The 17959-nt window shown below is 36.3% G+C and carries 8 protein-coding genes; 3 read left to right on the top strand and 5 right to left on the bottom strand.

Annotated elements, in window-relative coordinates; genetic code table 11:
- Positions 1-52: 52 nt before the first annotated feature.
- The gene (locus tag K5X82_08625) at positions 53-1198 is read right to left on the bottom strand and encodes a glycosyltransferase (protein QZT38946.1); all 1146 of its coding nucleotides are present in this window, start codon (positions 1196-1198) and stop codon (positions 53-55) included.
- 905 nt (positions 1199-2103) lie between these two features.
- On the opposite strand from K5X82_08625, the gene K5X82_08620 reads away from it, so the two are divergent.
- The gene (locus K5X82_08620) at positions 2104-4545 is read left to right on the top strand and encodes a TonB-dependent receptor (GenBank protein ID QZT38945.1); all 2442 of its coding nucleotides are present in this window, start codon (positions 2104-2106) and stop codon (positions 4543-4545) included.
- Between the two features lie 168 nt (positions 4546-4713).
- Here K5X82_08620 and K5X82_08615 read toward each other — a convergent pair whose 3' ends face one another.
- Entirely contained in the window at positions 4714-6540 is a 1827-nt protein-coding gene (locus tag K5X82_08615) for a sulfatase-like hydrolase/transferase (protein QZT38944.1), read from the bottom strand.
- A gap of 349 nt (positions 6541-6889) precedes the next feature.
- On the opposite strand from K5X82_08615, the gene K5X82_08610 reads away from it, so the two are divergent.
- Entirely contained in the window at positions 6890-9316 is a 2427-nt protein-coding gene (locus tag K5X82_08610; protein ID QZT38943.1) for an outer membrane beta-barrel protein, read from the top strand.
- Between the two features lie 104 nt (positions 9317-9420).
- On the opposite strand, the gene K5X82_08605 is transcribed toward K5X82_08610, so the two are convergent.
- The 3 genes from K5X82_08605 to K5X82_08595 form a co-directional block, all read right to left on the bottom strand.
- On the bottom strand, positions 9421-9636 hold the full coding sequence (locus K5X82_08605; protein ID QZT38942.1) for a hypothetical protein: 216 nt from the start codon (positions 9634-9636) through the stop codon (positions 9421-9423).
- Positions 9623-10372, bottom strand: a complete 750-nt coding sequence (locus K5X82_08600) for a pirin family protein (protein QZT39105.1) — start codon at positions 10370-10372, stop codon at positions 9623-9625. The genes K5X82_08605 and K5X82_08600 overlap by 14 nt, the downstream gene beginning before the upstream one ends.
- A 146-nt stretch (positions 10373-10518) precedes the next feature.
- Positions 10519-11541 carry a pirin family protein gene (locus tag K5X82_08595; protein QZT38941.1) on the bottom strand — a complete coding sequence of 341 codons (1023 nt, stop codon included), beginning with the start codon at positions 11539-11541 and terminating at the stop codon, positions 10519-10521.
- A 439-nt stretch (positions 11542-11980) separates the two neighbouring features.
- On the opposite strand from K5X82_08595, the gene K5X82_08590 reads away from it, so the two are divergent.
- The gene (locus K5X82_08590; GenBank protein QZT38940.1) at positions 11981-17782 is read left to right on the top strand and encodes a T9SS type A sorting domain-containing protein; all 5802 of its coding nucleotides are present in this window, start codon (positions 11981-11983) and stop codon (positions 17780-17782) included.
- Positions 17783-17959 lie beyond the last annotated feature (177 nt).

The following is a 17959-nucleotide window of genomic DNA, read 5'->3' as shown; positions in this document are numbered from 1 at the left end:
GTGCTATCCAATTCGCTTTATCCCCCCAAATCAGTACAAAAGGGGCCGTAAATTACAATGATTTTATCTCTTGACAAACATCATCGCATGCTTTTGTCAGTTTATCCCAACTATATTTTTTCTTCTCCTCCTCTATACTCTCTACAAAAGAGGCATATCTATTGTTTAAATAAAAATCATCTAAAGCTTCTGCAATCTTTGTTGGAGCAATATCAGTTACATATCCAACCTTCTGATCTGGAACAATTTCGGAAAGTCCTCCAACATTCGTGACAAGCATCGGGACTTCAAAATGATAGGCAATCTGTGTCACCCCACTCTGTGTTGCCGATTTATATGGTTGTGCAACGATATCCGCACCATTAAAATAATATTTCACTTGATCTTCACTGATAAAGTGGGTATGAAGCACTACCTCATCCTCTATACCCAATCGTTGGATCAATTCATGATACTTATCCGGTTTCGAATAAAACTCTCCTGCCACAAGTAGTTTTACTTTAGGATCTTCTCTATTCATCTGAGCAAATGCCTCTAAGAGAAGATCAAGACCTTTATAATCACGTATAAACCCAAAGAATAGAATATATCGAAAACTCGGATCTAAACCCAAAGCATCTAAAGAGGCTTCTCTCGAAACTTTATCTCCATAGTTATCAAACAGTGGGTGAATAGATAATTTCCTAGGCTTTTGAATATCAAATTGATCTAGCTGTTTTAGTACACTCGATGACATGGTCAAAAATCCATCAATCCCCTTAACCATATATTTGGTCAATATCGGATCGAAAAACCTCTGTTCATGCGGGACAATATTATCTGCTAGTAACAACACCTTGGCACTACTGTTTTGCTTAATGATACGCGCTATCGTACCAAAAGCAGGTGCCAGAAATGGAATCCAATAACGAATAATCACCATATCAGGTTTTCGCTTCGCAATACGCTTCCCCGTTTTGATCCACGAAATAGGATTCATCGAATTGATACTTCTCTCTATGCTTAGTGATGGTGCTTCGCAAGTGGCATACTGACTGCTTCCAGGAAATAGAATGGACGGATATTGCATCGTAAAAGTCTCTAAATGAACCTCTCTGCCCTCGGATTCAAACTCCTTAGCCAAACGTTCATTGGTCGTTGCAATGCCCCCTCTATATGGCCAAGCTGGCCCAATAATGACAATCTTCGTTGGTTTCATACACTAGCTTTTCCCAAAAATACGATTTCCTATTTAGACTTAAAAACATTGTTAACCTATAAATGTTTTGGGAGCTTCAACAAACCACACTGATATTTAGAATAAACCATGCTTATACTCTTAACGCCCCATACCCAGATTAAAAATAAACCGTGCTTATAATCTTAACAAATCATATCCTATCCTATATTAAAAATAGATTCATTGTTATCATCATAAAGTAATCCCACTCTTTGGGCCTTATTATCCCCACAGTAATCCACGACGGTGTAAAATTAACTCTGTCTAAAAAACAACAAATATATTTATAGACCCTTACAATACCTATTGGCTCACCCCATAACGAGATGAACACAATTTCTCCCACTCTCCTTCGTATCTCCTTCGTGTTTCCTTCGTATCTCCTTCGTGTTTCCTTCGTATCTCCTTCGTGTTTCCTTCGTATCTCCTTCGTATCTCCTTCGTGTTTCCTTCGACTATTGTTCATATGTCGGTCACATATTGGTCACATATTCCTCATCCTTCCTCCACATTTTTGTAGAGAACTAGTAACCAATATATGACCAATCTATATCTAATATGTGACCAATAGCCGAAGGAGACACGAAGGAAACACGAAGGAGAGTCAAAGGAACTACCTTTAATCCATCGTGAAATACCATTCCATACAGAGTTTAATTTACACGACCTGTAAAAGTTTCATTTGCTTTAATGGTGAATATCGTTTGGAGAAAAAAGACACTCTGGATGATTGTTTTTATTTGTTAAATGTGTACATTTATAAGTAGTTATCATATGATATGTGTTTTATGAGAAACAGTAGTCATCCCTTTTGTGGTGGATGATAGTGTTGATTCTCCTTATCGTATTACATGCCATAGATTTTACTTAATTAACCTACCGATATGAATTGTCATAAAATTAAAAGCTATTTACTTACGATTATGTGTATTCTCATGGGAGTGATACATGTCAATGCAAAAAAATCGAATGTTACCATCATGGGAACTGTGGTGAGTGAGGAGCAGCCTATTCAGTTTGCGACTGTAGCACTCTATACAGAAAACAAAGTTTCGCTATTAGGTGGAGCCATCACAGATGAGAAGGGGTCCTTTAGAATCGAAGCCCCCAAACATAATGGTTATGTGTTGGTGGTTAGCTCTATTGGGTTTGAGAAACAAGAGTTGACGTTAAATGGGAATCAACCTGTGATTCAAAAAATGATTGACCTGAAAACTTCTGTCACCAGTTTATCTGAAGTCCAAGTAAAGGGATCTGCAATTCAGAATAAGATTGATAGGGATGTGGTGACGATCACAAAGAGTATGAGAGAGGGAGCTCCAACTACCAATTTCTTATTACGGAAGACCCCTGGTGTGGATGTCGATTACCTCAGTGAAGGGATCACGGTGGATGGTAAATCGAATGTCCTACTATTGGTTGACGGTGTGAAAAAAGATGTCAAGTATATACAGAGTCTCTCGTCAAAGCGTATTGATAAGATGGAGATTTACAGGGATGCTAATGGTCGTTATGCGATGGAAGGATTTAGTGCGGTAATTAATATAATTTTACGTAAGAACTATCGTGGTTTCTCATTGTCACTAGAGGATAAAGAAGTTTTTTCTACCAATGGTAATAATGGTCCCAATACACGGATGCAAACGCAGCAATATGTGCAGACAGATTATACTATGGATAAGTTGCTTGTATATGGAAGTTTTAGGCATTATAAGGAGGATTTCTATTTCGAACAACAAGAAGATCTACAGTATGGTTCGCAACGAATTACTTCACATAACCTGAAAGATTTGGACTATAATAATTATAGACAGACAGGTTATCTTTATGGAAAAGCGGGTTTGGATTATCAGATTACAAAGAAGCAAAAGCTTGGATTACAATATAGTTATAATAATGATCTAGATGGTGCAAACAAAGATAAGCGTATGTTTGAGCGTTGGGTCTATAACGATAGTAATAATGAGAATCCAGATGAGGTGTATCAAAGTGATCAGTATGTTGATGAGAATGGACATACCCATGATTTTCAGACTACCTATATGTTTGATGTTAGCGATCGTACGAAGATTAATATGGAGGGGTATTATAATCGGTCTCTTTCTGATCGATGGACCGAAATAAGTACTACCAATAGTCTTTCGGGTACTATCCAAAATGAAGATAAACAGTCAGACTACTTTAAAGGTGTGGCAGAATGGGAACAGCGATTGGGTAAGAAGACCGAGTTGTCGATGGGGTATAATTATATATGGAAATACTCTAACGATACGATACATAGTGCTGTAGCAGACCAGACAACTGATTCTAATTTTAGCTTAGGTGTAAACAAACGTAAGGAGATTTATCACAGGGTGTATGGAAATATTAATATTCCTATTTCTAAGAAGTTTGTGACTGGCTTTGGATATGGAGCAGAATGGAATAAGTTAGGGAGTGCCACCTCTTTTCAAGTACAGCATTTGCCATATGCTAGGATTCTTTATAAACCTTCAACAAAACTAACCGTGTTGTTGAACTATAAAGTGAAAACGAACAATCCTTATCGTTCTCAAACGATGAACTACGATACTTATATAGATGAGTTCTCTTTGAATAGAGGAAACCCCAACCTCAAAGGATATAGCACCCATCGTGTGGAGATGGGTATCAATATGTTTAGAAATAAGTTAAGAATTACTCCCTATTATAGTACGAGTGACAATGCGATTACTACATGGGGATTGGGAACAGAGACCATCAATGGGGCAGACAAGTATGTTTATACTTATGTGAATGCTGATCGATATGATAAAATGGGGGTCGTATTTAGTGGTAATCTGAAGCTTTCTAAGAGGTGGTTGGCAGCGGTTATGGGAAGTTACAACCACTATGAATTAGCATACGGAAATATGGTACAGAAAGAGAATGCACTACTTATCAGAGGACAGTTGATTTATCAGGTAGCGAAGCGAGGTCTTGTTTTTGGTGCTATATATAAGAATTTCGTTTATGATGAGCCATTGTTAATGGGATATAGAACGACAGGAAATGATATGCTCTCTTGTCTTGTAATGAAACGCTTCAAAAAGAGTGGTATTAATATTATGGCTTATTACGGTTTACCTGTCGGTGGGGATCTTTTTGATTATTCCTTGGGTCAATCTTGGAATGATCCTCGTGGAGTAAAGCCTTACCGAAGTGATAATTTTACGGATGTAACTATTTTGAAAGGCATTGGAATGATCAAAATAGGATGGCGATTCAATAAAGGAAAAGTGCATAAGAAGATGAAACGCAGTGACTTGGAAGAGAAGAGAGATACTTCGGGTGATTTGGGTATCTAAAGAGGTTTTGATTATAGACCTGTTTTTATGATTAGATTGTTACAATAAAGTGTAAACAATCGATCATTTATTTGATTCGAGATTCGTTGTAATTCTCTATAAAAGAATACAACGAATCTTTGTTTTGATATAACGATATTATTGGATTTATCCATTACATCGTTGATACTACTGGTAATACTGGTTAATTATTTTCATTGACTGATTAATAGATTTTGCATGAATTGGTGCATCATCTAAAGGGTTTAGGTCAAGATCGGTGATTTCAAATGTTCTATCGTCATTGATATATGTAATGCGATCTTTTTCACGAAATGCAAATTTAGTTTCAGTTCCCATGACAATAGGCTCTCTTGCACTTTTGTCGTAGATATTTTTCCCAACAGAATAGGATTTAATCGGAGTCTTACATTGAAAATATTTCTGTAGTATGGTTGGCGTGATGTCGTAATGGGTGGTTAAGTGATTCATCACCTTAGCCGTTTCTCCTGGGAAGTGAATGATTAAAGGGACTTGTGTTTGATATTTAGAAAAGTTCCCATTGTGCCCCCAGTAATTTTTATGATTCTCATTAAACTCTTGACCATGATCTCCCGTAATGATAACAATGGTGTTTTCGAGAAGGTTATTCTCTTTGATAATATCAAATACCCCTTTTATTAGATGATCGACATAATGGACACTATTTTTGTATAGATTAAAGAAAGGTATTGGATCCAGATTGTTTGATAATAATTCATATTTTGGATACTCCCACTCTGGTTGAAAAGGTCCTTTGTAATCCTTTGGGTGGTTGATTGCATGAGCCGAATCGTAGAATACAAAACTAAAGAACGGAGAGGTCGTATCTTTTCTTGTTTTTATATATTGAATGAAATTCTTTGTAATATTCGCATCCTTGACATTCGGATTTTCTCCTTGGGTCGATAGGTTTGGATCTTTGAGTGAACTAAATACATTTAGATTTAAAGATGGATTTCTTAGCGTTGCACTGGGGAATAGTTGAATGTCATAATTATGTTTCTTTAGGACATCGAATAGCACTGGAGCTGTTTGATTAGCAATCATGTCTTCCCAGTATAGAGCAGGAATACCATAGAAAAAACTAAATACACCGCCTTTGGTCATATTACTACCGCTAAAATGCTTCAGGAATAATTGATTCTCTTTAGCAAAAGAGTTTATATTGGGCGTGATCTGAGGTGTCATACATTGATAATTCCAGGCATCAATCATCAGTACAAGTATGTTCATCTTAGACGACTGGGTTGTCAACTTCTGTTTTGGGTAGTTTAAACTTTTGTTCTCCTGAATAGTGATTTTTGGACTGGTGTTAATTGTCGTCTCATCCACAATGTACTTATAGATAAAAGACTTTGCCGTGAGAGGAAAAGATAATGGATAAACAACTTTAAGTTTTAATACAGGTCGGAACACAACAGCATCTGAATAGGCATATATTCCATTGTATAATAGGCATATCAGTAATCCACTAAGTGTTATCGTTTTTACCTTTCTGATACTAAATATATGTAACCATTTTTTTGATAAGAACACAAAAAGTGATTCTAGAGCTATGATGAGGGATATGGATAGAAGCCCTAAAAGATATGTATTAGTCCCAATTTGAAATATGTCTCCTGCCCCTTCACCGAGTATAAGTCCGATGATAAAGTTATTAATATGAAACCGATATAGTTGGAAAACAAATGTATCTACAATAAGCAGTGTGGTTAAGGACGAAAAAAGTATTATAAGTATACTGTTTAGTAGTTTGGGAAGTTTGTAGAGTAGGCTTAAAGGGATGTAGACAATGGTATATAGTAGGAGTATTATCCCAAAATAATGACCAATGGTTGATATGATTAAATAGATTGAAGTTGAGAGACTCGAAATGTCAGTATTTATTAGATATCTTGTAGATATCAATAGACATAGAATTGAGTTTAAAAGAAAGAAAATAAATCCTCTTTTAAGGGTTGATTTCCAGCTCATTTTAGTTTATACCTTTGTTTTAGTTTTTAATAAATATTATACGCCATAATTTGCCTTCTGGGTAATTGTGATTGGACCGTATATGGTTCAAATTATATTCTAGTCTTAAGTTATTGTGTGAATTTCAATTATGAGTAGAAGGTTGTTTATATAATATTGGTGTAAATGTACTTTATTTTTCATAATAATAAACTTGCTGCCTAATAATATCATGCCAAACAGTTTTGAATATGTGATAAAATGGTAGGAAATTAGATTTCTGAAAGGTGGATTGGTAGTTTTATTGTTTTATTAGTATCTTATTGTTATATTTATTATGTGTTATTTTTAAATAAACCGAGATCTAACTATGAAGAATTATCTTAAAACTTATGTTTTATTCTTACTCTTAATGTGCCAGCTGTTACCCTCTTATGCTGCATCTAATTGTAAAATATCAGGGAAAGTCGTTTTTAAAAATCAACCTGTGCTGTATGCTACTGTGGCAGTTTATAGTGCACAAAAGGAGTCCCTGATTGGAGGAACTATTACGGATAATGAAGGGGCCTTTGAGCTCAATGCACCAAGAGAAAATTCTTATGTTCTGGTGGTTAGTGCTATTGGGTTTGAGACACAAGAGATCTCATTGTCAGGAGATCGACAAGCAATATATCAAACGGTAGAGATGAGACAGTCTGTTACCGAGCTTAATGAGGTGAAGGTGGAGGGGGCTGCCATTATAAATAAGATTGATCGAGATGTGGTTTTGGTCACCAAAGAGATGCAAAAGAGATCTCCTTCTACCATTTGGTTGTTGAGAGATACTCCTGGGGTGGAAGTGGATGATCTAAAAAACAGTATTGAAGTGGATGGAGATAATAATGTATTGCTTCTTGTGGATGGAGTAAAGAAACCTTCTCAATATATTAAGAACCTGAATTCACAACGTATCGAGAAGATGGAGATCTTGCGTGATGTAAATGGACGTTATGCGATGGAAGGCTATTCGGCAGTAATAAATGTAATCACTCGTAAGAACTATCAAGGTTTCGCAGTCTATTTGAATGATACGGAGATGTTTCAGACGGAGGTGAATAGAGGTGAAAATATTGATTATAATACACGTCAGAAAGTAAATTTAGATTATAGCTGTAATCAGTGGCAATGGTATGGTACTTTTCAGCATCATCAAGCGAGATATTATTCTCAGACTGATGATCAGATCGTAATGGACAATCAAAATATTATGATGCGTAACGTGGCTGGTCGCGAATATAATATCTCGGGGTTAAGTAAGGATCTTGATCTTCAGGTAGGAACGGACTTTCAATTGCACAAAAATCATAAGATTGGGGTTCAATATGGCTATAGGACATTGCCCGATGAGAAGAATGATTACGATAAAGAGTTTGTTCGTGAAGTTTATTCTATCGATAGCCCAACAAATCCGGTGCAATACTATAACTACCTGAATAAAAACAGTCGTTCTTCAGAGGTGAGTTCTGGACAACTGACTTATCATGGTAAGTTATCCGATAAAACAACATTACAAATAGAAACATATTACAATCAGAGTAACGACAAAGAGAGAGATCGTTTATGGACAAGAGTAAATCCATTGAGTCAAAACTATAAACAAAATGGTAAATACCTGAAAAGTGTGGTTTCTATCTCTAGGTCTATTGGGGATAAACATACCTTGGGGCTAGACTATAGTTATATTTGGAGACATAATAGAGATACGGTATACTCTAGAGGTCTAGTAGGTTCTTCACTACTGGTGGAGCCACCACAAGCTTATGAGAGGACAGATCGTTTTCAAAGACTCAATGGTTATTTTAATTCCACGTTATCTAAAAAAATTACTGCAAGTTTAGGGCTTGGAACACAATGGGATAAACTAGGAGTTGCAGATAGTTATCAAATGCAGATGCTCTATTTTGGTAAGATCATGTATAAGCCGAATAGAGGGATGAGCTTTACGTTGTCTTATAAATCTGAAAGTGAGAATCCATATCGTACTCAAACAAGAGATTATATCACTAATATTAATGAATATGATGTGACGAAAGGGAATCCTAAGTTAGCCTCTTATGTTTCTCAAAAAGCTTCGCTTTCCATGACTTTCTTTAAGAATAAACTGCGTGTGACTCCTTACTACTCATGGTCTAATAATCAAATTACTTCATGGGGTTTAGGTGTTCAAAACATAGAAGGAGAACGTCGATATGTGTATAGTTTTATTAATGCGGATCAATTTACAGATATGGGGGTTGATTTCTATACAAAGATAAAGTTGAGTAAGAGTTTTGGAATTAAGGTCACAGGAAGTTACAAGAATATGGAGATGACTTATCAAGATATTTCGAATAGGGAAAATCAGTTACTCGTGCGTGCTTCACTAGACTATAATCTCTTTACCAAGGGGTGGTATGCAAGTCTTGCTTATCGTAACCAACTGTATCATACTCCTACTTTAATGGGGTATACCACGGAGGGTAATGATAACCTATCTGTTTCGGTGATGAAGAGCATGATGAAGCGTAAACTAAATGTATTTGTATATTATAGCTTGCCTTTTGCTCCGAATAACTTCTCGTTCTCTTTTGATGAGTCATGGAGTGATGATCGAGGAAGTAATGTCTATAAGAAGGTTTCACAGTATGATCTAAGTCACTTAAAAGGGATGTTGATGATTAGTTTGACCTATAATTTCCGTAAAGGGAGACAGAATAAGAAAATAGAGAAAGGGGATTTGTATGAAAAGAGAGGCGTGGAGAAGCCTATCGGTCTTTAGTTTCCTTAATTTTAGACCATCATGATATAAATGGTTTTGGTGTTTACAGCAATAGAGCATCTCTTTATAATGATTGGAGATGCTCTTTTGTTTAAATGAAGGGGTTATAATTCCCTATTTTCTTCTCTACCATCAGAGTACGTCGCAAATCGTTTTTTGTCTCTTCCGTGTGTCATCTCAGAACTAGGCCAAGGCCATCCTCCATATTGTGTCTCTTTATATTCTCTAAAAGCATCTTGAATCTCTTGTTCGGTATTCATCACAAAAGGACCGTATTGAGCGACAGGTTCACCTATTGGGTTCCCTTCAAGTAGTAGCATACTTACTTTCGTATCTTCGGTTTTTAAATTCTATATGAGCATCGGGCACCAGTTGAGCATATTGTGAATTTGATATGATATCATTGTTATCTACAGTCACATTTTTACCTCGGTAGAGATATATTCTTCGGCTTGTTCCTTCGTCCGTCTTAGGGAGAGTCCATGATGTATCTTTATCCATATGGATTAGAAGAATTCGCACTTTATTTTTGGGGTCTGCTGCCCATGAATTCGGAGTGGGATCAATTGCTACTATACCATCGTATTCACCCGCAATAACTTTAACCGTCACAGTTCTGTCATCGTCATATCTTTTTGTCTCAATAGGGATGTCTTCTCTCCACAACATTTTATAGTCAGGATCTACATTTTTTGAAGAGGCAGGAAGGTTGAGCCATATTTGAAAGGACTCTTTTCGGTTTCGTCTATCCATATTCATTAGTGCTCCCATCTCAGAGTGCTGTACGCCAGAACCTGCAGTCATCCATTGGACATCTCCTGCACCAAATCTACCACCATTACCAAGAGAGTCTGAGTGGTCAAGATATCCCTCTTCAATAATTGAAATTGTTTCGAATCCTTTGTGTGGATGATGCGGGAATCCCGGGATATGACTGCCATGGTACATATTCCATCCATCAATATCTGCAAAATCCTCTCCAATTCTTCTGCCTTCTAATGATGCTTTGGGACTAAAGTCATAATTTCCTGCCGGGTAATTGTTCACGTGATACATGCAAAAAAGATATGGATCTTCTGTTTGCCATGGTAATGTTAGTGCCTCTTTTTTTATGATATTTGAACTCATGATATATCCCTTCTTGATGTTAATTTAAGCTTTATAAAATCTTATCGGTACTAGAGGCGTAACGATTATGTAGACTATTTGAACTCCTCTTTTCCATCCTTATACACTGCAAATCTCAGCTGCTCCTTTGGATGAATGACTTCATCATTATCCCATATCCATCCACCAAATTCAGTCTCATTGTACTCCTCAAAGGTTTGACGAATTTCAGCCTCACTATTCATTACAAATGGTCCATATTTAGCTACAGGTTCTTTGATAGAAACCCCCTGTAATAAGAGGAGGTGACACATACTATCTCCAGCTTTTATTTTTATATCATGTTCTCGATGTAGACAGAGACAGCAATGTTCGTTGATTACATCTCTATGGATAAACATTTGATCACCTCGATAAAAATAGAGATTAGAAAATTGATCCATATTTTCCATTCTTGGTATTGTGACTTCTGCATAAGGTTCAATTACAATGTCTAATATGGATACTTCATTCTTTGGGTCAGCTGCCCATGAATCGGGTGGAGGGGCTAAACCTTCTTCCCCTTCATATTTTCCAGCTACCACACGTACAAATGCTCTTTCTCCCTCCTTGTTACCTGTTATAACTTTAGGAATGTCCTCTTTCCACATCATCTTATAGTATGGAGGTACATTTTTTCTATTCGCAGGTAGGTTTAACCATATTTGAAAAAGTTCCAATTTGTTCTCTTTATCGTGATGAATTAAAGGGAACATCTCACAATGTTGAACACCTGCTCCTGCTGTCATCCATTGTACATCCCCAGTAGAGTATCTACCATATGCCCCCATAGAGTCACTATGGTCGACATAACCATCTAGTACAATTGTAATGGTTTCGAATCCTTTGTGTGGGTGCCTTGGGAATCCAGGTGTATGTACTCCATGATACATTCTGAAACCATCTATAGTTTGGAAGTCATTACCTCGAGTGTGTCCTCTTAAATATTTTGGATCAACACCTAGTTTGCTGTTTCCTGGGGGAAAGTGGTCAAGATGGTGTACACACAATAAAAATGGATCAGATGTTTGCCAAGGGAATCCTAATGGTTCTTTGCATATTATAACTCGATCTTTCATAATACTTTAGCTATTATTTCTTTGAGGAACAATGATGATGTACTTTTGGTTCATATTTGAAAATATAGCGAGGTTATTGTTTTCATTTTGAATAAAATATTCATGTATATTTTCATGTAGGTATAGACTATGATTTGACTAACCTGCCTATTGGGACGATAATCGTTTTTTTATTAAAATATATATCGATCACCATATTATCAGTAGTTGTTTTCTTATTGCAGTATTTATGCTCCATTCGATGGGAGTGTTTTTAGTATATAAATTTTATAAATAGATGGTAGTAGATGTTATCTTATAGATAGTTAGCATAAGATGTGTAAACATATATTTACAATAAAGTCGTTGATTTGTAATTATTGTAGTTGTCAATTATTGTTTTTTAACTATGTTTGCTGTCTAAATATTATGTTTATCACAACCCTTTAATTAACATTTTATGAGTAAATTCTACTGTTTGACCCTTTTAATGATGGTGTTCAGCCTCTATGTAAATGGTCAAAATCGATTCCTTCCGTTTTCGAAGGATCAAAGAGAGGCTGAAGTCTCTAAAGAGTCTCTTGTTCCACGCAAAGAGATGAAAGATTTAGGTGATGGCTCCATTGAGGTGACTTACTATTTTCAAGGAGCAGAGGTTATCGATAAAGAATCACAAGATGACCGATATAATTTTTTACAGATTGAAGGATTTGGACAGCTTGGTCAAGTTGGTGCACCTGCTTTACCAATGAGAAACGATCAGTTCGTTTTATCAAAAGGAACGACTCCTCAGTTGAGGCTAGTGGATGCTACTTATGTAGATTATCCTGATTTTATGGTTCATCCAGCCTTAGAACCTGCGAGAGATACACAAGGAGCACCTGATCCTGTATTTCAAAAAGATGAGAATATTTATAACAAAGATGCATTCTTTCCTGAAGAGCAAGTGAAGATCTCGATGAATCAGGTGATGAGAGATATTCGCATCTCAGCTGTTCGTATTTGTCCAGTTCAATTTAACCCTGTTCAAAGAACCCTTAGGGTATATTCTAAACTTGTTTACCGTTTTTATAAAGGAGAAGGAAATACAGAATCTACTTTAGGTCAACGAACCTTGGATGTATTGAAGTCAGAAGTAATGAATCCATCTCAACTTACAGAAAGTGCTGGTTCGTTAACAGATGAAGTGGATCCAGAAGCAAAAGATTATATTATTATTACGCATGAAGACTTTAATGAAGCAGCAAATAAGTTGGCTGCATGGAAAGGAAGTCTAGGGTATAAAGTGGATGTTGTTTCACAAGATAATTGGACTTCAGATGAAGTTAGAGAGGCAATAGCTGAGCGTTATCGTACATGGAATCCTAAACCTAAGTATTATGTGATCATAGGAGATGTCGAATTTGTTCCATCTATGCCTTTTACCGCACTAAATGCAGGAGAGGAATTTTTTAGTGATCTATATTATGCGTGTATGGATGGTGCAGATGATTTTACTCCAGATATGGCGAGAGGTCGACTTTCTGTAGAGAATGTAGAACAGGCAAATACTGTGGTTGATAAGATCATCAAATATGAGAAGAACCCTGTTGAGGATGCTGATTTTTATCAAAATGGGGTAAATTGTGCACAATTCCAAGATGTACAAGCTGGAAATCCAAGAGATGGATTTGCTGCTCGCCGTTTTTGTCATACTAGTGAGGATATTAGAGACTATATTACTGGACAAGGTTATAATGTAGATCGTATCTACTATTCAGATCCGCGTAATAATCCAACAAATTTTAATAATGGTTACTACTCTAATGGAGAAGCTATAGCCCCAGAATTATTAAGAGCGAATGGTTTTCAATGGGATGGTGATGCTGATGATATTGCACGAGAGATAAATGAAGGTAAATTCTATGTGTTTCATAGGGACCATGGTTATGCAGGAGGATCAGGATGGGCACATCCAGGTTTCGTAACAAATCAAATGGATCGTCTGCATAATGGAGATAAGTTACCTGTTGTCTTTTCAATCAATTGCCACACAGGAGAGTTTTCATTAGATGAATGTTTCGCAGAGAAATTTCTACGTCTAGAGGATGCAGGTGCAGTAGCTGTTTTTGCTGCCTCATATTATTCTCTTTCAGGACCTAATGATGGATTGTCTGCAGGTTTAGTGGAAGCTATATGGCCTAATCCTGGAATGCTTCCATCTTTTGGTGCTGGAAGTCGTGCAGTGAATGCTCCAGCCCAAGGGTTTGCTGAAGCTACAACCACTTTGGGAGATGTGCTAAATTTAGGTCTTCTAAGAATGAATCAAACTTGGGCACCGAACGATAGGTATCTTCTTTATACTTACCGTTTATTCCATCTCTTTGGAGACCCTGCGATGAAAATGTGGACCCAACAGCCAACAGTAATTGAAGCTCAAATGCCTGCAGATATCTCTACTGGTGATAATACTATTCAAGTAAATGGTGTTAGTGAAGAGGGGGCCTTAGTGACGATTACCGTTGATGGAGTATTGGTTGCAAAAAGTACGATTGTAGGAGGTCGTGCAACATTAAATTTCGATCCTATTGAAAGTAAAAAAGAGGCGGTTGTAACTATTAGTAATACCAATTGTCGTCCTACTTATAAGACATACTCTCTTGAGAGGGTTGCACCTAAAGCTTGTTTTTCTATCAAAGAGACAAACCCAATTAAAGGGTCAAGTGCGACGGTTCACTTTATTTCTGAATGCACAGGGAAGTTATCTGGTTACATATGGGATTTCGGAAGTACTAATATTGAAATGCTTGAAGGTACAACAAATACTTCTGAGAATCCAGTAGTTAGGTACATTACTCCAGGAAATTATAGTGTCTCTCTTGTGGCATCAAACGACTATGGAAGTCATCGATGTGTGATTGAAAATGCTGTTGAGTTTGTTGAAGGATTACCTAAGGCTTCATGTCAAAACAATACAATCTATTTAGATGATACATATGATTTTGGTATTTATAATGTAGAGATTGGAGATTTATCCATTAGCTCAAGTGGCAGTTTTGGTGATAATGGATATTTAGACCAAACGGATAAGGGTGTTTTTAAAGTGTCAGATGCTACGGTGGATGTGTCCATCACATTTGGTACTAAAATGTATCAGAATGTAGGTGTCTTTATAGATAAAAATAATGATGGAAACTTGTCTGATGATGAGTTGGTTGCAGTTTCTAATGATGTCATCGGAACTCGAGTATTATCATTTAACGTGGATGATACATATGAGAAAGAGGCCAAGGTAAGAATGCGTGTTGTAACGGATTACAGTCGGTATGATATTACTACAGCTTGCCAAGAGTTACACTACGGTCAAGCTGAAGATTATTCGATCATATTTACCTCAAGTAAACCATCTATAAAACCTTCTATTAAGTTCTCTTCAGTTCCTACGGTGAAGGATAATGAAGTGGTCGTTTATTTAGAAGCGAGTGATGTGAATACTACAGCGATATTAGAACAAGGTGTTGTTCTCTCAGAGGTCTCAAACCCTACTATTTCTGATGTGAAATATACTGTAGAGAATCCAGCAAGTTTGACATCTTCGATTAATATAACAGGTCTTAAGTATAGTACTACTTACTATGCTAAGGCATATATTAAGGATAAATCAGATGTTGTATACAGTGATGAGTTTGTCTTTATCACAGGAGAAAAAAGTTTATTGCCAGCAATCTCTTGTACCAATAAAACAACCAATCAGGTTGGTGATTATGGGTTTGGTATTTATCAGGTTAAGATTGGAGATAAGCAGATTAATTCTGAAGGAAGTTTTGTTGATAAAGGATATGTTGATCAAACGGATAAAGGGATTTTTGAGATAAATAGTTCATCTGTTGATTGTGATGTTACAGTTGGAACAGGCTATAGTGAAAATATTGCAATATTTATCGATAAGAATAATGATGGGATTTTATCAGAACATGAGTTGGTTGTAGCCTTTGATAATACCAAAGGGGAAAATACATTGACTTTTACTGTGGATGATAGTTATCTGCTGAATACCATTCTAAGAATGCGTGTTATGTCTGATTATAGTCGTGATAAGATTACGTCACCTTGTCAAGATTTAGGTTATGGGCAAGCAGAGGATTTTGCTGTAAGATTTACTAGTGTTAGTCCTACTGTTAAGACATTATCTGATCCTATTGTTTATAATGATTATGTTGAAGTTGGGATAGAGGTAAGTGGAGTGAAAGTATCTAATATCATAGAACAAGGTGTTGTCGTTTCAAATGATGAAGCCCCAACAGTCGATGATCTTAAATATGAAGCTTCGAAGCCATATGATCTTAACTGTAAAGTGTCATTAAGAGATCTAGAGTCAAACACTTCCTACCATGCCAGAGCTTTTGTGATAAATGGATCCGGTGTGACTTATGGAAATGATATTACATTTAAGACAAAAGCGAAGATTCAGACAGCAATAGCTTCGTGTACGAACTCATTGAATTACACTACAAATGACTATGATTTTGGAATTTACAATGTACAATTTGATGGTAAGCAGATAACTTCAGAAGGAAGTTATGAAGAAGGTGGTTATATCGACCATTCTTTAAAGGCTATTTGGGATGTAAATCGTTCTAATGTTGAGCTGAATATTACTGTTGGTAGTAGTTATAGTGAAAATGTTGCTATCTATATTGATAAAGATAATAATGGAGAACTAACTGCAGAGGAGTTGGTTACAAAAGCGGATAATATTACAGGAATGAATCTCTTATCTTTTGATGTTTCTGATGACTTTGTACGTAATCATCCATTGAGAATGAGAATCATCTCAGAATATAGTCGATATGAGATTACCTCACCTTGTCAGGAACTTAACTATGGTCAAGCGGAAGATTTTAGTGTAATGTTCACCTCCAATATTGTAGAGGTGAAGATATTAACAGCACCTAAAGTTTATCAAGATCATGTAGAAGTAGATATGCATGTTAATGGCATCACTTCTAACCAAATTATAGAGCAAGGCGTTGTTATTTCAGATTTCCCATTGCCTACGTTAGTAAATAGTACATATAATGCACCGAAGCCCTATATGTCAAACTCTAAAGTGATATTAAATGGATTGAAATACCAAACTTTATTTTATGCTAGGGCATTTGTGAAAACTCCTTATGGTGTAACTTATGGAGAGCAGATAACTTTTACTACAAAAAAACAGCAAAAGCTTGCCCCTGTTTCTCATGCGATTGATTTCCAAGCTACCTCTGTTGGAGAGAGTGTTATATCATTAAATTGGGAGAAAGATCAATATGAAACTCCTGATGGGTTTATGATTCAATGGGCTAGATCATCAGAAGCCTTGACTCAACCTGTAAATGGTGTTCAATATAGTGATAATGTTCGATATGTATCTGATATGCAGCGAACTATTGAAATAGAAGGCTTGGATGCAGGGACAATGTATAGTTTTAGAATCTTTGCATTTAATAATAGAGGTGAAGAAGTTGCTTATTACACTGGTGGAACCATACCAGAGGTGACGGCTAGAACTCAGATTGCTGCTGCCTATAATGAAATAAAAGGACGTGGTATTCAGGCAGTGAAAAGGGTTATTTTTAATACTATTGATAATGGAGATGTTAGAGCGGAAGGCTATAATGACTTTACATCAATGAGTACTGCAATTCAGAAGAATAATACCTATGCTTTACAAGTTCGAGTTAATAATCCATATGGTGAGACATTCTGGACGTATGCATGGTTTGATTGGAATAATAATGGTGTTTTTGAGGACAGTGAAAAGTATCATATTGGTTCTGTGTCGAGTGAAGATAAACTATTAAGTCATAATATCAAAGTTCCAAGTGGGGCTCATTCAGGAAGTTGTAGATTACGTATTGTATATGCATGGGATACTAATGAGGTCAATCCTTCGGGAGAACGATTTAACTATTTCCAGGCCGATGATTATACAATGACCGTTGGTGCGATGAATGACAATCAGGATATTGATGTCGACATAATGGATGCAAATTTGACCTCTAGTAATAATGTTAGGATTTTCCCTAACCCAGTTGTTTCAAAGATGCATATTGTTTTACCATCTATGCCAAAGAAACCGATCAAAGTCAATATTATTGATGTTTCTGGGCAAGTTGTCGCACATGCTTATCTTGATCGTATGGACAATATCGTTTCAATAAATATCTCAAGTGGTATCTACTTTGTTCGAATACCTCTACAAGATAAAATGATATTGAAAAAGATCGTGGTTAAATAATGCTTTCATAAATTGTTAGCTTTTTAACAAAATGTTTCGAATCAAAATAACAGGAGTCTACATCGTTTTGTAGGCTCCTGTTTTTGGTGTGCCATGCATGTAAATTAACTAATCGGTGCAAGTCCGTAGTGGAGGTTTGTAGAGCCAACCACCTAGCAGAAGGCAAGGGTGCTTATC

Source organism: Prolixibacteraceae bacterium, from assembly GCA_019856515.1.
GTDB lineage: Bacteria > Bacteroidota > Bacteroidia > Bacteroidales > Prolixibacteraceae > Halosquirtibacter > Halosquirtibacter xylanolyticus.
Note: the sequence above shows the minus strand (reverse complement) of the source record. Positions and strands in the feature narration are given on the sequence as shown.